This is a genomic window from Actinomadura bangladeshensis, assembly GCF_004348335.1.
Lineage (GTDB): Bacteria > Actinomycetota > Actinomycetes > Streptosporangiales > Streptosporangiaceae > Spirillospora > Spirillospora bangladeshensis.
In genome coordinates, this window is sequence record NZ_SMJW01000003.1 from 25,150 (window position 1) to 48,019 (window position 22,870).

The window sequence follows — 22,870 nt, forward strand, 5'->3', positions numbered from 1 at the left end:
ACGCGCGCGATACGCGCGCGCGTTGGTTGGAGCGCGTCTGTGCGGGAAGTCGTTGACGCATGGAGATCCCGCGGACCTTGGTGCTCACCGGGCACTTCCCCCCGGAGCCCGGTGGCGTGCAGACGTTCACGTGGGAGCTGGTGCGGCGGCTGCCGGCGGAGCGGGTGGTCGTGGTGGCGCCGGCGCGGGAAGGGGCGGCGGAGTTCGACGCGGGGCTGGACTTCCCGGTGGTGCGCAGGCACGGCTACCTGCTGTTCCGCGGGTTGCGGCGGCTGGTGGCGCGGCACCGGATCGAGGCCGGGTGGATCACGGCGGCGGCGCCGTTCGGGATGTACGCGCCGCTGGTGCGGGCGGCGGGGGTGCGGTGGCTGGTCGGGTCCGCGCACGGGCAGGAGCTCGGCTGGTTCCGGGCGCCGCCGACGCGGGCGGCGCTGCGGGCGGCGGTCCGGTCGTTCGACGTGCTGACCCACCTGTGCGAGGCGACGCTGCCGGAGGTCGCGGGCGCGGTCGGGAACCGGACGCGGCTGGTGCGGCTCGCTGGCGCGGTCGACACGGTGCGGTTCCGGCCCGGACTGGACGGGTCGGCGGTGCGGCGGCGGCACGGGCTCGGCGGCGGCCCGGTGGTGCTGAGCGTCGCCCGGCTCGTCCGGCGCAAGGGCCACGACATGCTGATCCGCGCGTGGGGCGACGTGGTGCGGCGGCGGCCGGACGCGCGGCTGGTGATCGTCGGGGACGGCCCGATGCGGCACCGGCTGCAGGAGATGGCGGACCGGTCCGCGCCGGGCACGGTCACGCTGGCGGGCCCGGTGTCCGCCGCCGACCTGCCCCGCTACTACGCGGCCGCCGAGGTGTTCACGCTGCCGTGCCGGGACGACCGGCGGGGGCTGCAGACCGAGGGGCTCGGCCTGTCGGTGCTGGAGGCGTCGGCGGCGGGCCTGCCGGTCGTGGTCGGCCGGTCCGGCGGCAGTTCCGCATCGCTGATCGACGGGCGGACGGGTGTCCTGGTGGACGCGACCCGCCCGGACGAGCTGGCGCTGACCCTGCACCGGCTGCTCGCCGCCCCGGAGCGGTCCGCCGCGATGGGGGCGGCCGGACGCGCCTGGACCTGCGAGAACTGGAGCTGGGACACGGCCGCCGCGCGGCTCGCCGCCCTGCTGTCGGACGCTCCCCGGCCGGATCCGACGTCGCGGTGCGCGAGACCGGGGATGGAGCCCGCATGGGACTCAAGGAGCAACTGAGCCGCCGGGACTTCCGGCGGCTCATCCTCGGTCAGACGGTCTCCTCGTTCGGCGACTGGATGGGCACGCTCGCGCTGATGTACTTCGTCCTGGAGCTGAGCGGCTCCACGACGGCGGTGGGCGGGGTCCTGGTGCTGCGGCTGCTGCCGTCCGCGGTGGGCGCGCCGGTGGCGGCGCGGGTGGTGACGCGGTGGCGGCGGCGCGGCGTGATGCTGAAGTCGGACCTGATCCGGACGGGCATGGCGCTGGCGCTCCCGCTCGCGCCGTTTCTGTGGTGGGTGTACTTCTGGGCGTTCCTGATCGAGGTCGTGGGGCTGGTGTTCCTGCCCGCCCGGGACGCGGCCATCCCCTTCCTGATCGAGGACGACGAGGACGAGCACGACACCGCGACGCTGGAGATGGCCAACGGCATCACGATGGCGACGTCCTACGGGATGATCCCGATCGGCGCGGGCGCGTTCGGCCTGCTGCTGTGGCTGTCGGGCATGGCCGGCTGGGAGGGCCACTGGCGGTACGTCGTCGTCTTCTGGCTGGACGCGGTCACGTACCTGATCTCCTACTTCGCCATCCGCTCGATCCCCGACCTCGGCCCCGGGCCGGTCGAGAAGCGGCGGATGGAGCACACCGAGCGCGAGTCGCAGGGCGGCTTCTTCAAGGCGCTCAAGCTCCCGGTGGTGCGCGGGGTCCTGCCGGGGGTCGCGGTCGTCGCGCTGGGCCTGGGCGCGCTGTTCTCGCTGGGCGTGGTGTTCGTGAAGAACGTCCTGGACGCGGGCGCGGTCGGGTTCGGTGTGCTGGTGGTGCTGTTCGGGGTGGGCGCCCTCGCCGGCCTGCTGGTGATCCACCGCAAGGCGGGCGACCTGATGACGCAGATCAAGCTGGGCACGGCCGCGCAGGGCATCGTGATCGCGCTGATGGGCGGGCTGGGGTCGATCACGTGGTCGTTCATCGGCGCCGTCATCTTCGGCGCCGCCGCGACGAGCGCGCTGGTCGGCGGCATCACCTACCTCCAGGAGTCGCTGAGCGGGGTGGAGCGCAACCTGGCGCTGACCGCGTTCCACGCGGTGCTGCGGTTCGGGCTGGCGCTCGCGGCGCTGCTGTCGGGCGCCGCCGCCGACCTGCTGAAGGAGGCCGGCGCGGCGCCGCTCGGCCTGGCGCCCGGCCAGTTCGTGCTGGGGGCGTCCGGCCTGGTGGTGCTGGCGGGCACCTTCCTGATCCGCGCGCCCGCCACCGCGCGGACGTCGAGCTGAAGGGCCGGCCCTTCCGCAACACCGAGGAGGGCCGGCCCTCAACCTGACGCGGGGACGGCGGCGGCCTCGGCGGCGGGCCGGACGTGCACCTCCGCGCCCGGCTCCGCCGCCAGCCTCCGGGCGGCGTCCCTGGTCAGCTGCGCCCAGGAGACGTCCTCCCCGCCCGGGCCGCCCGGCCCGCGCACCCGGAACTCGACCCGCACCTCGAACCCGAGCCGCACCACGCGGGTGACCACGGCCGGGACCGTACCGGGCCCCGGCTCGGCGGCGACCTCGACGTCGTGGGGCCGCAGCAGCCGGCCGCCGATCTCGGTGACCGGCCCGAGGAAGCGCATCACGAACGGGCTGGCCGGGTTGTCGTAGATCTCGTCGGGCGGCCCGGCCTGCTGGACGGCGCCGTCGGCGAGCACCACGATCGAGTCGGCGACCTCGATCGCCTCCTCCTGGTCGTGGGTGACGAACACGGTGGTGACGTGCACCTCGTCGTGCAGGCGGCGCAGCCAGGCCCGCAGCTCCTTGCGGACCTGGGCGTCGAGCGCGCCGAACGGCTCGTCCAGCAGCAGCACCTCGGGGTCGACGGCGAGGGCCCGGGCGAGGGCCATCCGCTGCCGCTGCCCGCCCGACAACTGGGCCGGGTACCGCCCGGCGAACCGGTCGAGGTGGACGAGGTCGAGCAGCTCCCCGACCCGCCGCCGGATCTCGTCCTTGGGCCGCTTGCGGATCTTCAGGCCGAACGCGACGTTGTCGAACACCGTCAGGTGCTTGAACGCGGCGTAGTGCTGGAACACGAACCCGACGCCGCGGCGCTGCGGCGGCGTCGACGTCGCGTCCCGGCCGGAGATCAGCACCCGCCCCGAGTCGGGCGTCTCCAGGCCCGCGATGACGCGGAGCAGGGTCGACTTGCCGCCGCCGCTCGGGCCGAGCAGCGCGGTCAGCGAACCGGACGCGATGCCGACCGAGACGTCGCGCAGCACCGGCGCGTCCCCGAACGACTTGCTCACATCGCGGATCTCGATCGCCATCAGGTGCCGTCCTTGGGTCGCAATAGCCGGGTCGCCAGCAGGCTGGCGACCGCGATCGCCGCCAGCGCGAGCGCGGCGGCGTACGAGGCGTGCACGTCGAAGTTCTCGAAGCGCTCCTCGACGAACAGGGTCAGAGTCTGGGTGTGGTCGACCGTCCGGCCGGACACCACGGCCACCGCGCCGTACTCGCCGAGCGCGCGGGCCAGCGAGAGGACGATGCCGTAGCCGAGGGCGGCGCGGATGCCCGGCAGGGTGATGCGGCGGAACGTCTGCCATCCGCCGGCGCCGAGCGTCCGTGCGGCCTGCTCCTGCTCGTCGCCGAGCTCCTCCAGGACGGGCACGACGGCCCGCACCACCAGCGGCAGGCAGACGAACACCGTGGCCAGCACCATCCCCGGCGTGGAGAAGATGATCTGGATGCCGCGGCCCTCCAGCCAGCCGCCCACCGGGGTGAACGCGCCGTACACCAGGACCAGCGCGAGCCCGACCACCACCGGGGAGACCGACAGCGGCAGGTCGATCAGCGCGCCGAGCAGCCGCCTGCCCGGGAAGCGGTGCCGGACGAGCAGCAGCGCGGCCAGCACCCCGAACAGCGTGTTCGCGACGATGGCCCACCCGGCGACCACGGCCGTGACCTGGAAGGCGTGCAGGGCCGAGTGGGTGGTGAGCGCGTCGACGAACGCGCCGAAGCCGGCGTCGAACGTCCGCCAGGCGATCAGCCCGACCGGCACGATCAGCAGCAGGGCCAGGTAGGCCAGCACGATCAGGCGCAGCGCGTACTTAGCCATGGCGGGCCCCCCAGCGGCGGACGAGGTCGATCCCGAGCAGGAACACCAGCGACAGCACCAGCAGCGCGGTCGAGGTCGCCGCCGCGGCGGCGGTGTTGTCGCTCTCGATCTGGCCGAAGATGTGCACGGCGGCGACCTGCGTCTTGAAGGGGACGTTCCCGGAGATCAGCACCGTCGACCCGAACTCGGAGACGGCGCGGGTGAAGGCCAGCGCCGTCCCGGTCAGCATCGCCGGGACCAGGTTCGGCAGGATGATCCGCCGGAAGACCGTCCAGTCGCCGGCGCCGAGCGAGGCCGCGGCCTGCTCCATCTCCCGGTCCAGCTCCAGCAGCACCGGCTGGACGGTCCGCACCACGAACGGCAGCGTCACGAACAGCAGCGCCACGACGACTCCCGCGCGGGTGTAGGCGAGCGAGACGCCGAGCGGGCTGTCGGTCCCGTACAGGGTCAGCAGGACGAGGCCCGCGACGATGGTCGGCAGCGCGAACGGCAGGTCGATCAGCAGGTCGACCAGGCTCTTGCCGGGGAAGGAGTCGCGGACGAGCACCCAGGCGATCAGCGTGCCCATGACCAGGTTGATCAACGCCACCACCAGCGAGGCGGCGACGGTCAGCTTCAGCGCTGCCCACGCGTCCGGGGTGGTGATCGCGTCCCAGAACGCGGCGGGGCCCTGCGAGGTCCCCTTCCACAGCACGGCGCCGAGCGGGATCAGCACCACCGCGCTCAGGAAGATCGTCGCCGTGCCCACGCCGACCGCCGTGCCGCCCCAGGAGGGCGGGGTGATCCGGCGGCCGGGCGCGGCAGCGGCCTTCTCGGTCGTCGTGGTCAAGGACCTAGCCCTCCACCGTGACGCCGACGGCCTTCTCGACATCGGCCATGATGCCGCCCTTCGGGTCGAAGAACTCCTTCTTCACCTTCGGCCAGCCGCCGAGGTCGGCGATCGTGAAGAGCCCGGCCGGGGCGGGGAACTCCTCCGCGCCGGGGACGCCGTCCGCGACGGGGCGGTACCCGTTCTCGACGAAGATCTCCTGCGCCTTCCTGCCGTGCAGGAACTTCAGGAACGCCCGCGCCTCCGCCGGGTGCGCGCTCTTCCTCGTCACCGCGACCGGGTTCTCGATCAGGATGGTCGAGTCGGGCACGGTGTAGTCGAGCGGCTGGTCGTTCTGCCGCGCGAAGATCGCCTCGTTCTCGTAGGCGAGCAGCACGTCCCCCTTGCCGCCCGCGAAGGTCTGCAGCGACTTGCGGGCGCTGGAGTCCTGCACGGGGACGTTCTTGAACAGCGCGTGCAGGTAGGCGGTACCGGCGGCCCTGTCGGCACCCTTGGCCGCCTTGGCGCCGTACCCCGCCATGATGTTCCACTGCGCCCCGCCCGAGGTGAACGGGTTCGGGGTGATGACCTGGACGCCCGGCTTGACCAGGTCGTCCCAGGACCTGATGTTCTTCGGGTTTCCCTTCCGGGTGGCCAGCACGACGACCGAGTCGGTGACCATCCCCTTCTCCGGCCCGCTGTTCCAGTCGGCGCCGACCAGGCCGGCGTCCACCAGCCGGGTCATGTCGGGCTCCAGGGAGAACGCGACGATGTCGGCCTTGAGGCCGGACGCCACCGCCCGGCTCTGCTCACCGGACGCGCCGAACGACTTGGTGAACGTGACGCCCTTGCCCTCCGGCGTCCTCTGGTACTCCTTGATGATCGCCTCGTAGGCGGCCTGGGGCGTGGAGTAGGCCACCAGCGAGAGCCGCACCTTCCCGCCCGCGTCCGCCGACCCCCCGCAGGCGGCCGCCCCCAGGGCGACGGCGGCCAGCCCCAGTACGACCCCTGTCCCGCGCACGCGCATCATCACTACCCACCTTTTCCTACATGTTTGGTGGGATAAGCATGTTATATCGGGACGCCGCCGTCAAGACGTACCGATGCGCCGAGAAACCCCGACAGAGGATGTCAGGGTTCGAAGGGACCATGGATTCACCGGTCGACGCCGACAGCGGGCGTGGACCGAGCCCCATAGACGGACGAGGAGCCTCCATGCGCGAAACACCAGAAGATCTCGAAGAGCTGCAGGCCCTGCTGGACGCCTCCCTGTCCCGCGCCTCCTCGCATCTCCGCTCGATCATCAGCACCGAGCGGACACTGACAGCGGAGCAGCTCACCGGGGTGCTCACCGGCATGTGCACCCTGGCCCTGTCCACCGTGACGGCGAAGGGCGAACCGCGGATCAGCGGCGTGGACGGGCACTTCCTGCACGGCAAGTGGCACTTCGGTACGGCGCGCGACGCCGTGAAGGCCCGCCACCTGGCCGCCCGCCCGGCCGTCAGCGCCGCGCACATGCGCGGTGAGGAGCTGGGCGTGTTCACGCACGGCACGGCGGAGATCCTCAATCCGCAGCACGGCGAGCCGGCCGCCGACTGGCCGGATCTACTCGCCTACTTCAAGGACTTCTACGGCGCCGACGCCTTCGACTGGGACAACGACGTGGTCTACTACCGGCTGCATCCGCACTGGATGAGCGTCTACGCGTCCGACATCGGCAAGCTCACCGCGGAGGCCCGTGCCGGGCTGGATCGCTCCTGATCCACGGCACCATCGACGCGGCCAGGGCCCGGGAAGGGGCGACTCCCCGGGCCCTGCCGCCGTCAGAGCTTGGGCAGCATGCACATGGCGTCGAGGCCGAGGACGTGGTTGAGCCGGCCGAACGCCAGCCAGGAGCCGATGCACATGCTCAGCTCCACGATCTCGGCCTGGGTGTAGTGGGCCGTCATCCGGTCCCAGAACTCCTCGTCCAGGCCGTGGTGGTCGAGGGCGTACCGCTCGGCGTACTCGGCGGCGAGGCGGGTGCGGTCGTCGAAGCGGTCGGTGGTGCGCCACTCGGCGACCGCGCCGGCGAACTCCTCCTCGACCTTCTCGCCGTCGCGGTCCGTCCGCCAGTCGAGGCAGAACAGGCACCCGTTGATCTGCGCGATGCGCAGGCGGGCCGCCTCGAACTCGCGGAGCCCGAGCGTCGTGTGCGCGTACACGGCGAGCGACAGGTTGGACGCGGCGGGGCCGATGCCCGGCACCATCTCGCCCCACGCGTACTGGATCGGGTCCTTGCCCTCGGGGATGTCGAGGTTCATCGGGCGTTCCTCCCGAGCTTGCCCACGGCGGGACGCAGCGGGACGTCGAGCGCGTCGTAGAGTCCGGGGCCGGCGTCCACGAGCCAGTCGATGGCGCCGACGAGGCGCCCGACCGCGGTGGCGTTGCCGCCCGCCGCGCGGTTGCCGTGCTCGTCGGTGGCCTCGACCGTGACCTCGATGCGCGGGTCGCCCTCGATGATGACGCGGTGGGCGCCGTCGCCGTCCGGCGGCGCCGGCCAGTCGGGCGCGCAGGATGCGTGGATGCGGGTGACGTGCTCGACCACGATGCGGGGCTCGCCCCCGACGATGCCCTGCACCTCGAACCGCACCGCACCCTGGGTACCCTTGTCGAAGTCGCCCATGGACGCGGTGGTGATGGTCTCCTCCAGCGGCCGCCGCTCCACGGTCTCGCGGACCTCGTCCAACTCGACGCCGAGCGCCCGTGCCATCAGCCGGACCTGCCCGCCCCACACCATGGTCGGGACGGTCGCCGCGAGCATCGGCGGCTCGTAGTCCATGGGCTGACCCATGCCGACCAGGTAGCGGACGGAGTCGGGCTGGTCGTAGGTGGTGTAGTCGAAGATCTCCTGGCAGCGGACGACGTCGACGACGCCGCCGAGCCCGCTGATCATCAGCGGCAGGACGTCGTTGCCCCAGCCCGGGTCGACGCCGGAGACGAACAGCGAGCCGCCGCCCTCGGCGACGGCGTCCAGCACCGCCTCCCGCATCTCGGGCGGGGCGTTGCGCTGGTCGTAGAGCGCGTACAGCGCGGGCGTCACGACCACGGCCCCGGCCCGGATCGCCCGCAGGATGTCGGCGAGGGCGTCGTCCGGGCGGATGTCGCCGGACGCCGCGTAGACCACCGCCTGCGGGCCGGTGCCGAGGACGGCGCCGATGTCGGTGGTCGCGGCGACGCCGAGGCCGCGGCCGAGGCCCGCGAGATCGCCCGCGTCCCGTCCGGCCTTGCCCTCGTCGTGGACGATCACGCCGGTCAGTTCGAGTGCCGGATGGGCGTCGACGGCACGCAGGGCCAGCCGGCCCACGTTGCCCGTGCCCCAGACGATCACGGAGATCATGCGCGGAATGTAACAAAGCCCGGCCGGAAAGCCAAGCAAGCACTTGGTTAACAGCCCGTGACCTGGCAACACTCGTGCGTAATGGTTCGTAAGTTACTTTTGCGTAGCTAGTGACTTCCCTCGCCCGCCGATATAGAACCTGTTCCAGTCTCAGCGAGAGTGAGGGAGGTCACATGACCGACTCCGCCATGCCCATGGGGAGACCCGGCGGCATGTCACGTCGCGGTTTCATTGTTGGAACCGGTTCCATTCTGGGTCTCGGGCTGCTGGGCGGCACCGCCGCGTCCACCGCCCGGGCGGCCGGCCCGATCGGCGACGGGGCGCACGTCCCGGCCCTGATCATCGGCACCGGCTACGGCGGCTCCGTCGCCGCGCTCCGGCTCGCCCAGGCCGGCGTCGACGTGCACATGATCGAGATGGGCCAGGCGTGGGACACGCCCGGCTCGGACGGCAAGATCTTCGCCAACACCCGGTCGCCCGACTACCGGTCCTTCTGGCTGCGGACCCGGACCAAGCAGCCGCTCAGCAACTTCCTCGGTTTCCCGATCGACAAGGACGTCCCCCGCTACACCGGGATCCTGGACGCCGAGGACTTCGCCGGCATCACCGTCTACCAGGGGCGCGGCGTCGGCGGCGGCTCGCTCGTCAACGGCGGCATGGCGGTCACGCCGAAGCGCTCGCGGTTCAGCGGCGTCCTCCCGTCGGTGAACGCCGACGAGATGTACAACAAGTACTACCCGCGCGCCAACGCCGGCCTCGGCGTCAACGAGATCGACCGGGCCTGGTTCGACTCGACCGACTGCTACCAGTACGCGCGGGTCGGGCGGAAGCAGGCGGGGCGCTCCGGGTTCGAGTGGGTGTACGTCCCGAACGTCTACGACTTCGACTACATGGAGCGGGAGGCGGCCAACACGGTGCCGCGGTCGGCGCTTGCGGCGGAGATCCTCTACGGCAACAACTACGGCAAGAAGTCGCTGCAGCAGACCTACCTCGCGCAGGCCAAGGCGACCGGCAAGGTGTCGATTTCACCGCTGCACAGGGTCACGTCGGTGACGCCCGCGTCCGGCGGCGGCTACACGGTCTCGATCGAGACGCTCAACACCTCCGGCGACGTGACCGGGACGAAGACCGTGCGGGCCGACCGGGTGTTCTTCGCGGCCGGCAGCGTCGGCACCAGCAAGCTGCTGGTCAAGCTGAAGTCGACCGGCGCCCTGCCGAACCTGAACGGCGAGGTCGGCAAGGGCTGGGGCGACAACGGCAACGTCATGTGCGGCCGCGCCAACCACATCTGGGACCCGACCGGCAGCCTCCAGTCGTCCATCCCGACCGGCGGCATCGACAACTGGGACGCCGGCGGGGCGTTCGCCGAGGTCGCGCCGCTGCCCACCGGGATCGAGACGTGGGCCTCGTTCTACCTGTCGATCACCAACACCCCGCACCGGGCCGAGTTCTCCTGGAACGCCGCGGCGGGCCGGGTCGACCTGAACTGGCAGACGGCCTGGAAGCAGACCAGCATCGACATGGCCAAGTCGATCTTCGACAAGATCAACAGCAAGGAGGGGACGATCTACCGGACCGACCTCTTCGGCGCCTACAAGATCTGGGGCGACCACCTCACCTACCACCCGCTCGGCGGCGCGGTCCTGAACAAGGCCACCGACAACTACGGCCGGCTGCGCGGCTACTCCGGCCTCTACGCCATCGACGGCTCGCTCATCCCCGGCAACACCAGCGTCAACCCGTTCGTGACGATCACCGCACTCGCCGAACGCAACATCGAGAACATCATCGACACCGACCTGTAGCGGCGCGCTGACGGTATCCGGCCACGGGCGCGTGTGGCCGGACTCTCATCCCGTCCGGGCTCATGACGGGCACGGGTCGAACAGCCGCCGCGTCCCCGTCCCGGCCGCGTAGGCCGCCGGGTCGCTGAACCGGCACCCGTAGTCGGCACGCGCCACCACCCGCGGCCGCGTCGTCACGTCGCCCGCCGGGCGCCTGCCGGTGTCGATCCAGCGCACCAGGTCGTCCCAGGCCGTCCCCGCCTCGGCGGCGGAGAACTCGCAGTGCTGCGCGGTCCGGATCGCCCGCTGGACGAGCAGCCGCGACCGGTGGTTCCGCGCCACCTCGGACGCGTAGACCTGCTCCATCGAGAACGGGACGAACATGTCCCCCAGCCCGTGCAGGCTGAGCACCGGCACGTGCGGCCGCCCGTTGATGCGCGGCACCTGCGACAGCCGGTTCGACAGCCGCGCCGGCAGGTTCTCGGCCGGCACCCGCTGGACGGTCCCGTTGACGTCCACCGGCTCGTTCGGCCGGTAGCGGGTGAACAGGTTCGTGGCGAGCTGCCCCGGTTCCTCCGCCAGCGTCGCGCCCGGCGTGGATGGGGTGGCCAGGGTGAACGGGAAGTCCTTCCAGAGCGCGAACGACTGCACGGCGCCGGGACGCGTCCCGCCCGTCCGGTCGATGACGATCGACCGGAACTGCTTGCCGCGCGCGTTGGCCGTGTCCGGTCCGCCGGGCCGCAGCGCGGTCAGGCCGAGCGCGGCCTCGATCTTGGGGACGGTCACGGTCGCGTACTGGTCCGTCACCGGGTACTCGCGGACGCCGGCAAGGTCCTGGGCGACCACGTTGTAGTCGAGGAAGAAGTCGAACAGTTCGTCGTCGCCGAGCACCCCGCACATCGGCAGCGCGCCGTCGTAGTAGCCGGGGAACTGCTCGAGCGAGCGCCCGATGATGTGACCGCCCATCGACACGCCGACGATGATGCGCTGCCTGGGCCGTCCCGCCTTGGCGGCGAACAGTTCGGCGAGGTCGCGCGTGCTCAGCACCCCGGCCCGGACGTCGTAGCCGTTGTCGTAGTAGGACGACGCCGCCCAGGCGTAGCCCTGGTCGAGCAGGCGCTGCCGCAGCCCGAACGGCGGCGGCCCGACCGTCAGTACGAACCCCTGCCCGGCGTAGCCGTGCGCGTAGAGGGCGAGCTTGCCGTTCCAGTGCGGCGGCACCTCGATGTCGTACGCCGCGTGGTGGTGGACGCCCTGCAGCACCCGCGACGCCTCCCCGCGCACCTGGACGGGCGCGAGCACCGGATTGTCGATCGTGTATCCGGGTAGCGGCTGGTCATCGGGGGTTTGGCCGGCCTGGGCCGGGCCTGCGGGGACCAGCGCGGCCAGGACGGCCGCGGCGAGGACGGTGAGGGCTCGGATGCGCATGGTGCTCCTCTGGCCGGCGCGCACTGCCTACCGGCGCATTACATACCGTCCGGTCGGTTTGTGGAATGCCGGAGACCGGATCCGGTCTCGCCCGGCCGGCCGCGGGGCGCCCGGTTGCGCCGGACGCCGCCGGGTAGGTGCGGGTCCGGACGAATCAGCCGGGGGAGATCGTGGATTCCGATGAGCATTCTCGGCATGGCCATCGCGGTGGTGGCCGCGGGCTTCATCGGTCTCGGCTTCGTGGCCCAGCAGCACGCCGCGTTCCGGGAGCCGCTGGAGGAGATCCTGCATCCGCGGCTGCTGCTGGACCTGCTGCGCAGCCGGCTGTGGCTGACCGGCATCGCCTCGATGATCACCGGTCAGATCATCTTCGCGTTCGCGCTGAACATGGCCGACGTCGCCGAGGTCACGCCGGTGCTCACCGTCAACCTCATCTTCGCGCTGTTCGCCGCGCACGTGATCTACCGGGAGCGGCTCGGCCGCAACGAGTGGCTCGGGGCGCTGCTGCTGACCGGCGGCGTCGCGCTGTTCCTCGGGATCGGGGTGCCGCACGGCGGCTCCCTGCCCGGCGTGCACTCGCCGCGCTGGCTCGCGGGCGGGGCCGTGCTCGCCCTCGTCGTGCTGTGCGCGGCCGGCGGCCTGCACCGGGACCTGCGCGTCCGCGCCATGCTGCTGGCATGCGGCGCCGGGCTGCTCTACGGGCTCCAGGACACCCTGACCCGCAGCGTCCTGCTGGTCTCCGACGAGGGCTTGTCCCGCACCCTCGTCACCTGGCAGCCGTACGGAGTGGTCCTCATCGGGGCGCTCGGGCTGCTGTTCGCGCAGAGCGCCTTCGACGCGGCGCCGCTGCGGATCTCGCTGCCCGCCACCACCGCGGCCGAGCCGCTCACCGGCATCGCGCTCAGCATCGTGATCTTCGGGGAGCGGGTGCGGCTGGAGGTCTCCGACCTCGCCCTGGAGACACTCGGGCTCGCCGCGATGGTCGGCGGCATCATCGTCCTCGGCCGGTCGCCCTACCTCGGCAAACCCGGCGAGCGCGCGGCCGCGCCGCCTGACGGCGTGGAGGCCCGGTGATCCCCGTCGTGCTCGCGCTGCTCGCCGGCGCCTCCAACGCGCTCGCGTCCGTGCTGCAGCGGCGGGTGGCCAAGGCCGCGCCCGACTCGGACGCCTTCAAGCCCGCGCTCATCCTGGACCTGCTGCGCAGCCCGCTGTGGCTCGGCGGCATCGGCGCGCTCATCGCCGCCTTCGTGCTGCAGGCGGCGGCGCTGTCGATGGCGGGGCTGTCGCTCGTCCAGCCGCTGCTCGCCGTCGAGCTGCCGTTCACGATGATCCTCATCGCGCTGCTGCCGCCGCGCGGGCTGGACCGGGTGCCGTGGACCGCCGTCATCCTGCTCAGCGCCGGGCTGGCCGTGCTGCTGGCCGCCCTCTCGCCGGACGAGGGCTACCACGTGCCGACCACCGCCGCGTGGATCATCGCGGCGGTCGGCACGGTCGGCTGCGTCGCCGGCCTCATCGCGCTCGCCTGGGTCGTCCCCGGGCCCGTCCGCGCCATCCTGCTGGGCATCTCCACGTCGGTCGGGTTCGCGCTGACGGCCGCGTTCATGAACACCGCGACGCGCCAGTTCGAGCGCGGCGTCACCATCGCCTTCACGTCCTGGCAGATCTACGCGATGGCCCTCGCGGGCCTCGCCAGCCTCTTCCTGCTGCAGAACGCGCTGCAGAGCGGCAGCCTCGTCGCCGTGCAGCCCGCCCTGACCATCTCCGACCCCGTCGCCAGCATCATCCTCGGGGTCTACCTGTTCGGCGAGGACGTCCAGGGCGGGCCGTGGGTCGTCCTGGAGGTCGCCGGCATGGGGCTGATCCTCCTCGGCAGCATCGGCATCGCCCGATCCCCGCTGCTGCACGAGGAGCACGACGTCAGCCGAGCGCGGCCCGGATGACCCGCTCGGCGGGGACGGCGTCGAACAGCGCGGCGGCCCGGCGGGCCCGCGCCGCCCGCACCGCCTCGTCCTTCAGCCGGTCCAGCGCCTCGATCAGCTCGCGTGGCGAGCGGGCGTAGCAGCTCAGCCCGTCGCGGGCCATCGCCGCGGCGCCGTCGCGGCCGTGCCCGGCGATCGGCCGGTAGGAGACCACCGGCAGCCCGCACGCGAACGCCTCCCGGCAGGTCAGCCCCGCCGCGTTGTCGATCAGCGCGTAGGCGCCCGCCATCAGCTCCGCCATGTCGTCCCGCCAGCCGAGCGCGGGCCCGTAGACCCGCTCCCGCAGCCGCTCGTTCCGCCCGCACAGCACCACCGGCACGTACCGGCCGGACGCGGCGAGGCCCTGCGCCGTCTCCACGACCCGCCCGACGCCCCAGGCGCCCGCCGAGATCAGCACGATCCTGTCGTCCGGCCGCGCCCCGGCCTCCTCCCGCAGCCGGTCGCTCGCGCCGCGCGCCCGGCGGAACTCGCGCCGCACCACGGGCGCGTACACGCCGGCGTGGCGGCCCGTCCGCTCCATCACCGTCCGCGCGGCCTGCTCGTCGGGGCACAGGTAGCGGTCGTTGCCCGCGTGCAGCCACATCCGGTGGACGGCGAAGTCGGTGACCAGCACCAGCGACGGCACGGTGAGCCGCCCCGAGTCGCGCAGCCGCCCGGCCGCCTGCGCCGCGAGGTGGAACGTCGACACGACCGCGTCGGGCGGCAGCTCCCGGATCCGCGCGTCCAGCCTCCGCGCGATCAGCGCGGTGAGCGGCGACGAGGGCGGCGGGCGGCGGGACACGAAGAACGCCCGGTAGATCCCCTCGTACAGCCAGGGCGCGGACCGGACCATCGCCTCGTACATCCTCCGCAGCCCGTGCCCGAGCCGCATCGGCACGAGGTCGAGCACGTCCAGCACGGACGCCTCGACGTCCTTCGGCGCCATCCGCCGCGCCAGCTCGTCGGCGACCGCGTCATGCCCGGCGCCCATGCCCGCTGTCAGAATTAAGAGTCGTTTGCCCATGTGTTGAGATCCCCCCGGTGAAAATGTCTTCATGTCCCGCCGCGTGCCCGCCGCCCTGACCGCCGCCCTGCTGGGTCACGCCCTGCCCGCGGCGACCTGGCTGTCCCCGGTCCGCCGGCTGACGCCCCGCATCGCCGGCCGCGGCGGCCCCCGCCACGTGGCGCTCACCCTCGACGACGGCCCCGACCCCTCGTCCACGCCCCTCTTCCTGGACGAACTGGCCCGCCTCGACTGCCGCGCGACGTTCTTCGTCCTCGGCACGATGCTGCGGCGCACCCCGTCGCTCGGCCGCCGCATCGTCGCGGAGGGCCACGAGATCGCCGTGCACGGCTGGCACCACGACAACGCGCTGACGACGCGTCCCGGCCGGGTGACCGGCGAGATCCGGGACACGGTGCACCTCGTGCAGGACGTGTGCGGCGTGACCCCGTCCTGGTACCGGCCGCCGTACGGGGCTCTGAGCACCGAGGCGTGGGTGGCGGCCCGCCGCAACGACCTGCGGCCCATCCTTTGGACGGCGTGGGGGAAGGATTGGACGTCCTCCTCCACCCCGTCCTCCGTGCTGGAGACCCTGGCACCGGGCCTCAAGGGCGGCGCGACGCTCCTCCTGCACGACAGCGACGTCACTTCGGCACCCGGCGCCTGGAAGTCCACCCTGGGCGCCCTACCCGAGGTCGTACGGCGGTGCCGCGCGGCCGACCTGACCGTCGGCCCCCTGCGCGACCACGGAGTGCACCCGTAACGACCGCTGTCACACGGCTACTACTCCCCCGGCATCCGTCCTCTATGTGGCGCGACCAGCCGTTTCTGCATCCCTGTCAGTGCGAGGCACCACCGAGCCGCTTCGTCATGAAGACGCTGTTCGGGTCGGGGCGGTAGTCGGCGAAGGGTGCGCAATACTCGAACCCGAACTTCTCGTAGAGCCGCCGCGCCGGGAGGAAGAAGTCGTCGGACCCCGTCTCCAGGCTCAGCCGGGCGAACCCCATCCGCTCGGCCTCGGTGATGACGTGCCCGAGCAGCCTCGACGCGATACCGCTCCGCTTGCGCGCCGGAGACGTGCGCATCGACTTCAACTCGCCGTGGGCGGCGTCCAGCCTCTTGATCGCCCCGCAGCCCACGACGACCTCCCCGTCCATCACCGTCCAGAACGTGACGTCCGGGCTCCGCAGCGCGTCGAGGTCGAGCGCATGCTTGCTCTCCAGCGGCGTAACAGAACGCATCTGCCGGACGTGCTCAGCCAGGAACTCCGCGATCTCCGCCCCGGACAGGTCGTCAACGACGATTCTCATCTCACTCACCCACGCCATTCTCCGCTGACGGCAGATCGTCGATCTCGATCGGACGCGTTCAGGGTGACCGCCGTCCGCATCCGGTCAGGACGGGGGACCGATGGCGGCCGCGGCGGCGCCTACCGAGGGCGTCCAGTTATTGGCGCTCTGTAAATCAGTACTGATCACGAGCCGGCCACTACACGAGCAGTCATGGACCGATACATCGCCCACTTGACCGGCGACCCACTTTGCCAAAGTTTTGCTTATTGACTGCACATTGACACTGCACTGACGAGTTGCCATAGTTCACTCGGCTAAGTGATCGAGGAGGTGATGCGCAGGAGAGGCCCAGTCCATAGATACGCGCGTTGCGATCTAATGGTGAAGCCCTGGAGAGCCAGTGCAAGTCTCCAGGGCACCGTCAATTCACCATCGCAGCGGCGCGACGTTGCCACCAGCTCCCCTCTTCAATGCTGGCGTGCTCCGGCGCGTCCCAGAAGGAGAGAAAATGCAGACAGCGAAACTGCGCAGGAGTCACCTGGCGAGCGCCTTAGCGATCGCCACTTCGGTCACCGTGCTCGCCGGGGCCGCACCCGCCATCGCGAGCCCCGACCAGGCGGCCCGGCCTGCCACCGTCCAGACCGCCCGGTTCTCGGGAGAGGACCTGTTCCGGGGACTGTTCTTCGGACAGGGCCCGGTCGCGACGACGTTCCCGGACATCACGCACCAGCAGCAGGCGCGGGTGCGCACGGACGTCGTGAACGAGCTCGTGAGCCTCATGAGCGAGAGCGACCCGGCGTTCTTCTCCCGGTTCGCCGCTGACATCCGCAGTGGTGACCGGTACCGGATCCGCTCGGCGCTCTTCACCGCGCACGACCTTGCGGACAGCAGCGCCCGCGCGGCGGCCGGCCGCACGGCCACGGCCGGCTCCACCACGGCGAAGGGCCCCTGCGGCTGGACGGCCTGCGCCGACGTCGTGGCCGCGGCCGAGGTCGCGATCGTCGTCATCGCCGCCGCGGTCGCGGTGGTGGAGGTGGCGGTCCAGACGCCCGACAGCGCGTTCCAGGAGGGCGCGTCGAGCGGAAGCCAGCCGCTGGCGCTGGACATCTGGGTCAACGCGATCGCCAAGGACCTGCGCGCCTGACCCGCCGGTCCATCACACCCCGCGCCCAGGTGGAGGGGCCGGCCCCCGCCCGGCTCCTCTGCCGAAGGTCCTCTTCCGCTGGAGACGAACCATGTCCGACACTCCCGCAGACTCCTCGCGAAGCCTTCGCCTCGCCGGCCTGTTCGGATTGGCGGTCGCGCTGTTCTGGGTGGTCATCGGCGCCTACTCCGTGAAGTCGGCCCTCCCGCCGACCGCGCTTTCGCTGCCCCATGAAAAAGAAATGAAGTTATCCGCGCTCCAGACTGTGCCGCAGGGGTGGGCGTTCTTCACCATATCTCCGCGCAGGCCCGTCTACTTCGCGTACCAGCACACTGCGCGAGGCTGGGAGAGTGCACTGCTCAGCCCGCACTCCCGCCCGCGCAACGCGTTCGGGCTCGACCGGCTTTCCCGCGCGCAAGCGGCGGAACTGGGAGTTCTGCAATACCAACTGCAGGACAAAGACTGGTACGCGTGCAATGGCCGCCCAATCGACGCCTGTCTTGCCGCCGCGCCGGTCCCGCGCACCATTCACAACGCTCAACCGCACCCGGTGACCTGTGGGGACGCCGCCCTGGCCGAGCAGGAGCCCGTCCCCTGGGCGTGGAGCCGCGACACCCATCAGCACTGGCATGTGCTCAAGGTGGCCAGGGTGATGATCAGATGCTGACGCGAGCAGGACGGTTCGCCCTCGCCCATTCCGCGGCCGTGCCGTGGACGAACGTGTACGGCGTCGCTCGGACGAGTCTGGCGTTGGGCCTGGCTGCCACGCTCATCTTCTCCGACACCGGCAGCGTCTTCTTTCCCACGGTCGAGATCCCCCAGCGGATCCTGTGCTCCGGCGCCGCCCGAGCCGGCCTCTTCTGCGTCGCCGGCGCCGGTCACCTGGAACTCGCACGCTGGGCGGGAGTCGCGATCCTGCTCGTCACCGCCACCGGCATCTGGCCGCGCGTGACCGCGGTGCCGTTCGCCTGGGTGGCGTTCAGCTTCGCCGCGACATCGCGGATCCCCGACGGCGGCGACCAGATCACCGAACTGCTGAGTCTGATGCTGATCCCCGTCTCTCTGACGGACGCGCGGCGGACCCACTGGGACCCTCCCCCCGCCCCGGAGTCCACGGCGTCTTGGGCGAGGATTCTGGCCTGGTCCGCGCTCTTCGTGATCCGGTTGCAGATCGCCGGGGTCTACTTCCAGGCGGCGGTGTCGAAACTCGGTGTACGGGAGTGGGCGGACGGCACGGCGCTCTACTACTGGATCAATGCTCCGTCCTACGGCGCGTCGGGGTGGATCCGGTCGGCCTTCGAGCCGTTCCTATGGAATCCGTGGTTCGTCGCCCTCCTCACCTGGGGTTCGCTCGCCGCCGAGTTCGCCATTTTCCTCGGCCTGTTCCTGCCGCAGAAGAAGCGCCGCTGGCTGCTGCTGGAAGGACTGCTCTTCCATCTCGGCATCGCGGTCGTGATGGGACTGGTCAGCTTCTTCTTCGCGGTCGCCGCGGGGCTGGTCCTCTTCCTCTGGCCGGTGGATCGCCCGGTGCGGTGGCCGGACCGGTTTCGCCGTCCGGTGCGCGACCGCGCGTTTGAGACCGGCGGCACCGCGGGAACCACTATCGAGCCCGCGGAGGTCACGTGACGGGAGCAGGAACGTGACGGCGATGGCCGAGCCCAGGCCCGTCATCGATCTCCGGTGTGTCTCCGCCGGATACGGCGGCCCGGTCATCGTGCGCGACGTCTCGCTGCGGCTGACGCCCGGAGTCACCGCACTCGTGGCGGGCAACGGCGCGGGCAAGACCACGTTGCTCAGGGTGTGCGCCGGGATCCTGCCGCCGGAATCCGGGGCCGTCCGCACACTGGGCGCGAATCCGTACTCGGACGCGGCGGTCCGGAGAAGGATCGGCTATCTCGCGCACCGTCCGGCGCTCTATCGGAATCTGACCGTCCGGGAGAATCTGCTCTTCTGGGGACGGCTGTACGGCCTGCGGAAAGAAGATGCTGCGAACGGAATCCGCGAAGTGGCCGCCGCCCTGGAACTCGACGAGTTGCTGCCGGTCCCGGCGAGAAGGCTGAGCCGGGGCCAGCAGCAGCGGGCGGCGATCGCGCGGGCGCTGCTGGGCGAACCCGAGCTACTGCTTCTCGACGAGCCCACGGTCGGGCTGGACCAGTACTGGCATGGCGCCTTCATCGCACTCGTACGCGACTTCGCCCGGCGCGGCGGATGCGTCCTGCTGGCCAGTCACGATCCACGCGACTTCGCCGGAGCGGATCGCGCGCTGACCATCCGGGACGGAACGCTGGGGGACCATCCGGACTACCTTCCCGGCACCGGCGACGCCGCCGTGTCCGTCGTGACCGACGGCCCCATCGCGGGGTCCATCGGCCAGTGGGAGTACCGGGTGGATCCGGACGACCCGAACCGTGCGACGGTGCGGCTGCACCACCATGCCGAGCTGATCGTGCTGACGGACAGGCTGATCAGGGACGGCCTGACGATCCTGCGGGTGGAGAACATGGCGGCCGTGCCGCCGCCGGCACGGCTGCCCGGCGCCTCCCGGGAGGGCCGGAGCGTATGAGGGAGCCCACGTCCGCGCCCGCACTGCTGCACGCCTTCCTGTGGCGGACCTGGCACGAGCTTCGCTGGCGTCTCATCGCCCCGCCGCTGGGATACGCCTTGCTGATCATGACGCTCATCGGGCTGGCCGCGAGCTACCCGGAACGGCTCAACGGCGCCGATCACATGGCGCGTCTCGGGGTGCGGAACCTCGGGGCCGGCGACCGGCACGCGGCCGTGGCCGTGGGACTCGCGTTCGGGCTCATGCCGCCACTGATCGCGACGCTGACGGCGAGCGTGGCGGCCAAGAACGTCCGGAACATCGTCGGCGCGGAGCGTGCGGCCGAAACGGTCGAGGCGATCCTGGCCGCCCCGGTGCGCCGTTCCTCGCTCCTGGCCGCGCTGCTGGGCGCCGGTCTGACCATCACGGCGGTCACCTGGGCGCTCATCACCGGTCCGGTGCTGGGAGCGGGAGCGGTGCTGCTCCTGGCCGCCGATCTGCGGCTGGCCGTTCCAGCCGGCTACCTGACCCTCGCCATCCTGACCCCGCTGCCGCTGGCCGCGCTCGGAAGCGGAGTCGTGATGGCGCTGGCGCTGCTGGTCCCGCAGGCCACCGATCTGCGGCTCGGATTGTCCGGGAACTGGCTTCCGCGCATCGGCGCATTGCCGGCGCTGCTCCTCTTCCTCATCGTCGCGTGGTTCCCGGACATCGATATCGCGCTCGCGTTCGCCTGCTCCGCGGCCGTGGCCGGTACCGCCGCGCTCGTGAGCTTCGGCTGGCTCGCCTGGAAATTCAACCCGACCATTCTGCTGGAAAAGTGAAGAAACGATACGGAGGAGTGTGCGACACATGCCCTACTGGCGGATAGCTCAGTGCGCGGATGGACATCTCTTCGAGACGCCGTTCGTTCCTGGGGTCTCCTTGAAAGCCCTGCGACTGGGCGGCGGACGGCTGCAGCGATGCCCGGTGGGCAAGCACTGGACGACGGTACGCATGGTCGACCAGGCCTCGGTCACCGCCGAGCAGCAGGAAGAGGCGCGGCGGCACCGGACCACGCCCATCCCCTGAGACCACAGAGCGAGAGGAGCGAACATGCGCTGGATCAGCGCCCTGGTTCTGGCCGCGGCGTTCGTCTCAGCCGGCCTGACGGGCACGGCATCGGCCTCCTCGGCCGCGTCGAAGTCCGCTTGGGCTCCGCCGCCCGGATACACCTTCGAAGCGTCGTACCTCGGCGGGCAGGACGCCTGCGACCAGGTCGGCCGATCCGGAACCTCCGACGGCCGCTGGAGCGACTACGTCTGCCACGAGGAAATGCGCAAACTCGCTGACCTATGGCTCCTGTTCGGCGACCTCTATGTAAAGCAATGAGCCCCACCGACCACATCGGTGTTGAGCCCTGGAGTCGTCCCCCGCCGCTCAAGGTCGGTTACGGGAGCCAGAGGTCGGGGCCGAGTCGCTTCAACCGAGTGCGGCGGGCCGGGTAGTCGGGCATGGCTCGCCCGGGCCTCAAGGGCGGCGCGACGCTCCTCCTGCACGACAGCGATGGCGGCGCTGAGCGCAAACCTGTCGCTGCCGCGCATCTCTCATGCCCCGACCGGGCCTGTTCTCGGGCGCGTACAACGTCCGTCCGCCGCCACAGGGCGGCTATCCGAGCAGCCGCCGCAGCCGTGCCAGGTAGGCGTCCAGGTCGGCCAGCATGGTCGCGGCCTCGTCCGGCCGGTACCGCTGGACGGCGTCCCGCATCCGCGCCTCCGCATCCCCGAGCCGGTCGCGGCGCCTGCCGGCCGCGTACAGCCGCATCAGCGAGGCGAGCGCGTCGAGGTGGCGCTCCACGGCGGGCTCGTCGGACGGATCGAACGCGGCGCCGGCGACATCCTCGAACGCCGCCACGGCACCGCTGATGTCGCCCAGTTCGTCCCGGCTCTGCGCCAGGTAGTAGCGAGCGATCTGCGCGTCGTGGTCGTCCGGCCCGAAGCGCTCGGTGTAGTACCGCTCGACCTCGGAGAACAGGGCGGCGGCCTCGGTGTGGCGGCCCGCGATGAACTTGGCACTGGCGAGCCGGAACGCCATCTCGTTGGCGAGTTCGGGGTCCCCCGCACGCATGCGCGCGTCCTCGAGGAGGTCGAGCGCCTCCACGACGAGGTCCTCGCCCAGCAGGGCCTCCACGCGGGCGCCGATCTCGTCGATCTCGTGCTCGGTGAGCGCGGCGGCGGGAGGCGGCGCCGCGGCGGCCGGGGCGGCCGGGGCGCGGGCGGCTGCCCGGCGGCGGACGCGGCCGCCCAGGGGGCGGACGAACGGCAGGCACGGGTCGAGGTCGGCGATGTCGGCCGGGAACCCCTCCGGTCCGGGACGGGACGCGAACGGCAGCAGCCGCTCATAGACCTCGGCGGCGTCCGGCCGACCCTCGGGTTCTTTGGCGAGCATCGCGACAAGGAGGTCCTCGATCTCCTCCGGGACGTCCGGCCGCGTCGCCCGGATCCGCGGCGGGTCGGAGTGGACGTGGTGCCACTGGTGCGACCGTGCCCCGGACTCGGCATACGGCGGCCGTCCGGTCAGCACCTCGAACACCACGCAGGCGAGCGCGTACACGTCGGACGTGGGTCCGATCGTGTTGCCGAGCGCCTGCTCCGGCGACATGTAGGGCGGAGTGCCGACCGTCATGCCGACCTGGGTGAGGCGCGGGTTGTCGCCGGAGCCGAGCAGCGAGGCGACGCCGAAGTCCAGGACCTTCACGATCCCGCCGGGGGTCAGCATCAGGTTGGACGGCTTGACGTCCCGGTGGACGACGTCGTGCCGGTGCACCTCGTCCAGTACCGAGGCGATCTGCGCGCCGATCGCGGCGGCCCGCGCCACCGGAAACGGCTCACTCTCGTGGTCGGTCTCGTCGATGAGCGTCTGCAGTTCGCGGCCGTGCAGCAGTTGCATGGCGATGAACAGCCGCCCGTCGGAGACGCCCGCGTCGTACACGGCGGGGATGCCGAGATGCTCGATCGCGGCCGTCGTCCGGACTTCGCGCAGGAACCGCTCGCGGCGGATCTCCAGCGCCTCGGCGCGCGGCCACAGCTCGGACGGGCGCTCGTCGAGCATCATCTTCACGACGACGCGGCGCCCGCCGAGCCGCTCGTCGTAGCCCTCCCAGACCTCGCCCATGCCGCCGGCCCCGATGGGGGCGCGCAGCCGGTAGCGGCCGGCGACGACCCGCCCGCCCGCCTCGTCGGCGTCTCCCATGGCACGCAC

General features: G+C 71.6%; 24 protein-coding genes. 14 read left to right on the forward strand and 10 right to left on the reverse strand.

The genetic code is table 11. From position 1 onward, the window contains the following. Nucleotides 1–59 precede the first annotated feature (59 nt). Both E1284_RS01315 and E1284_RS01320 read left to right on the forward strand, forming a co-directional pair. The gene (locus E1284_RS01315) at nucleotides 60–1,238 is read left to right on the forward strand and encodes a glycosyltransferase family 4 protein (RefSeq protein ID WP_207923487.1); all 1,179 of its coding nucleotides are present in this window, start codon (nucleotides 60–62) and stop codon (nucleotides 1,236–1,238) included. Further along, nucleotides 1,217–2,485: an MFS transporter gene (locus E1284_RS01320; RefSeq protein WP_131936121.1), complete on the forward strand. Its 1,269-nt coding sequence runs from the start codon at nucleotides 1,217–1,219 to the stop codon at nucleotides 2,483–2,485. Before E1284_RS01315 ends, E1284_RS01320 begins: the two co-directional genes overlap by 22 nt. Nucleotides 2,486–2,523: 38 nt before the next feature. Here the strand turns inward: E1284_RS01320 and E1284_RS01325 are convergent, their stop codons facing one another. Genes E1284_RS01325 through E1284_RS01340 form a run of 4 tightly spaced genes read right to left on the reverse strand, consistent with a single transcriptional unit; the run spans nucleotide 2,524 to nucleotide 6,133 of the window. Next, nucleotides 2,524–3,507: a sulfate/molybdate ABC transporter ATP-binding protein gene (locus tag E1284_RS01325; protein WP_131936123.1), complete on the reverse strand. Its 984-nt coding sequence runs from the start codon at nucleotides 3,505–3,507 to the stop codon at nucleotides 2,524–2,526. Beyond that, entirely contained in the window at nucleotides 3,507–4,295 is a 789-nt protein-coding gene (locus tag E1284_RS01330; RefSeq protein WP_131936125.1) for a sulfate ABC transporter permease subunit, read from the reverse strand. Before E1284_RS01330 ends, E1284_RS01325 begins: the two co-directional genes overlap by 1 nt. Beyond that, nucleotides 4,288–5,124, reverse strand: a complete 837-nt coding sequence (cysT, locus tag E1284_RS01335) for a sulfate ABC transporter permease subunit CysT (RefSeq protein ID WP_207923488.1) — start codon at nucleotides 5,122–5,124, stop codon at nucleotides 4,288–4,290. The genes E1284_RS01330 and cysT overlap by 8 nt, the downstream gene beginning before the upstream one ends. Before the next feature lie 4 nt (nucleotides 5,125–5,128). Beyond that, nucleotides 5,129–6,133 (reverse strand): sulfate ABC transporter substrate-binding protein, encoded by a 1,005-nt coding sequence (locus E1284_RS01340; protein WP_207923489.1) that lies wholly within the window; start codon nucleotides 6,131–6,133, stop codon nucleotides 5,129–5,131. Nucleotides 6,134–6,318: 185 nt separating this feature from the next. Here E1284_RS01340 and E1284_RS01345 point away from each other — a divergent pair, with 185 nt between their 5' ends. Next, nucleotides 6,319–6,864: a pyridoxamine 5'-phosphate oxidase family protein gene (locus tag E1284_RS01345; RefSeq protein ID WP_131936129.1), complete on the forward strand. Its 546-nt coding sequence runs from the start codon at nucleotides 6,319–6,321 to the stop codon at nucleotides 6,862–6,864. Nucleotides 6,865–6,926: 62 nt separating this feature from the next. On the opposite strand, the gene E1284_RS01350 is transcribed toward E1284_RS01345, so the two are convergent. Together E1284_RS01350 and E1284_RS01355 are read right to left on the reverse strand one after the other, a co-directional pair. Continuing rightward, nucleotides 6,927–7,406 carry a carboxymuconolactone decarboxylase family protein gene (locus E1284_RS01350; protein WP_131936131.1) on the reverse strand — a complete coding sequence of 160 codons (480 nt, stop codon included), beginning with the start codon at nucleotides 7,404–7,406 and terminating at the stop codon, nucleotides 6,927–6,929. After that, entirely contained in the window at nucleotides 7,403–8,482 is a 1,080-nt protein-coding gene (locus E1284_RS01355; protein WP_131936133.1) for an NAD(P)H-dependent amine dehydrogenase family protein, read from the reverse strand. The genes E1284_RS01350 and E1284_RS01355 overlap by 4 nt, the downstream gene beginning before the upstream one ends. 173 nt (nucleotides 8,483–8,655) lie before the next feature. On the opposite strand from E1284_RS01355, the gene E1284_RS01360 reads away from it, so the two are divergent. Then, nucleotides 8,656–10,287, forward strand: a complete 1,632-nt coding sequence (locus E1284_RS01360) for a GMC oxidoreductase (protein ID WP_131936135.1) — start codon at nucleotides 8,656–8,658, stop codon at nucleotides 10,285–10,287. 60 nt (nucleotides 10,288–10,347) lie between these two features. On the opposite strand, the gene E1284_RS01365 is transcribed toward E1284_RS01360, so the two are convergent. Further along, entirely contained in the window at nucleotides 10,348–11,694 is a 1,347-nt protein-coding gene (locus tag E1284_RS01365) for a hypothetical protein (protein ID WP_131936137.1), read from the reverse strand. A 180-nt stretch (nucleotides 11,695–11,874) separates the two neighbouring features. Between E1284_RS01365 and E1284_RS01370 the strand changes: the two genes are divergently transcribed. Together E1284_RS01370 and E1284_RS01375 are read left to right on the forward strand one after the other, a co-directional pair. Continuing rightward, a complete protein-coding gene (locus E1284_RS01370) occupies nucleotides 11,875–12,768 on the forward strand; it encodes a DMT family transporter (protein WP_131936139.1) in 894 nt (297 codons plus the stop codon). Next, nucleotides 12,765–13,634 carry a DMT family transporter gene (locus E1284_RS01375; RefSeq protein ID WP_131936141.1) on the forward strand — a complete coding sequence of 290 codons (870 nt, stop codon included), beginning with the start codon at nucleotides 12,765–12,767 and terminating at the stop codon, nucleotides 13,632–13,634. The genes E1284_RS01370 and E1284_RS01375 overlap by 4 nt, the downstream gene beginning before the upstream one ends. Here E1284_RS01375 and E1284_RS01380 read toward each other — a convergent pair. Then, nucleotides 13,612–14,643: an MGDG synthase family glycosyltransferase gene (locus tag E1284_RS01380; protein WP_243714186.1), complete on the reverse strand. Its 1,032-nt coding sequence runs from the start codon at nucleotides 14,641–14,643 to the stop codon at nucleotides 13,612–13,614. The two genes, E1284_RS01375 and E1284_RS01380, sit on opposite strands and share 23 nt — an antisense overlap. Nucleotides 14,644–14,707: 64 nt before the next feature. Between E1284_RS01380 and E1284_RS01385 the strand changes: the two genes are divergently transcribed. Continuing rightward, on the forward strand, nucleotides 14,708–15,418 hold the full coding sequence (locus tag E1284_RS01385; protein WP_131936145.1) for a polysaccharide deacetylase family protein: 711 nt from the start codon (nucleotides 14,708–14,710) through the stop codon (nucleotides 15,416–15,418). A gap of 76 nt (nucleotides 15,419–15,494) precedes the next feature. Here the strand turns inward: E1284_RS01385 and E1284_RS01390 are convergent, their stop codons facing one another. Then, a complete protein-coding gene (locus tag E1284_RS01390) occupies nucleotides 15,495–15,965 on the reverse strand; it encodes a GNAT family N-acetyltransferase (protein WP_131936147.1) in 471 nt (156 codons plus the stop codon). A 490-nt stretch (nucleotides 15,966–16,455) separates the two neighbouring features. Between E1284_RS01390 and E1284_RS01395 the strand changes: the two genes are divergently transcribed. The 7 genes from E1284_RS01395 (at nucleotide 16,456) to E1284_RS41145 (ending at nucleotide 21,001) form a co-directional block, all read left to right on the forward strand. Further along, nucleotides 16,456–17,091: a sporulation delaying protein family toxin gene (locus E1284_RS01395; RefSeq protein WP_131936149.1), complete on the forward strand. Its 636-nt coding sequence runs from the start codon at nucleotides 16,456–16,458 to the stop codon at nucleotides 17,089–17,091. Between the two features lie 91 nt (nucleotides 17,092–17,182). Beyond that, a complete protein-coding gene (locus E1284_RS01400) occupies nucleotides 17,183–17,758 on the forward strand; it encodes an SdpA family antimicrobial peptide system protein (RefSeq protein ID WP_131936151.1) in 576 nt (191 codons plus the stop codon). Further along, the gene (locus E1284_RS01405; RefSeq protein ID WP_131936153.1) at nucleotides 17,752–18,717 is read left to right on the forward strand and encodes a sporulation-delaying protein SdpB family protein; all 966 of its coding nucleotides are present in this window, start codon (nucleotides 17,752–17,754) and stop codon (nucleotides 18,715–18,717) included. The genes E1284_RS01400 and E1284_RS01405 overlap by 7 nt, the downstream gene beginning before the upstream one ends. 22 nt (nucleotides 18,718–18,739) lie before the next feature. Beyond that, on the forward strand, nucleotides 18,740–19,654 hold the full coding sequence (ccmA, locus tag E1284_RS01410; RefSeq protein WP_131936155.1) for a heme ABC exporter ATP-binding protein CcmA: 915 nt from the start codon (nucleotides 18,740–18,742) through the stop codon (nucleotides 19,652–19,654). 98 nt (nucleotides 19,655–19,752) lie between these two features. After that, complete coding sequence (locus E1284_RS01415) at nucleotides 19,753–20,454, forward strand: hypothetical protein (RefSeq protein WP_131936157.1); 702 nt, start codon at nucleotides 19,753–19,755, stop codon at nucleotides 20,452–20,454. A gap of 28 nt (nucleotides 20,455–20,482) precedes the next feature. Next, entirely contained in the window at nucleotides 20,483–20,701 is a 219-nt protein-coding gene (locus E1284_RS01420; protein ID WP_131936159.1) for a hypothetical protein, read from the forward strand. Between the two features lie 24 nt (nucleotides 20,702–20,725). Then, nucleotides 20,726–21,001 carry a hypothetical protein gene (locus E1284_RS41145; protein ID WP_165965082.1) on the forward strand — a complete coding sequence of 92 codons (276 nt, stop codon included), beginning with the start codon at nucleotides 20,726–20,728 and terminating at the stop codon, nucleotides 20,999–21,001. A 276-nt stretch (nucleotides 21,002–21,277) separates the two neighbouring features. Here E1284_RS41145 and E1284_RS01425 read toward each other — a convergent pair whose 3' ends face one another. Continuing rightward, nucleotides 21,278–22,861: a serine/threonine-protein kinase gene (locus E1284_RS01425; protein WP_131936161.1), complete on the reverse strand. Its 1,584-nt coding sequence runs from the start codon at nucleotides 22,859–22,861 to the stop codon at nucleotides 21,278–21,280. Nucleotides 22,862–22,870 lie beyond the last annotated feature (9 nt).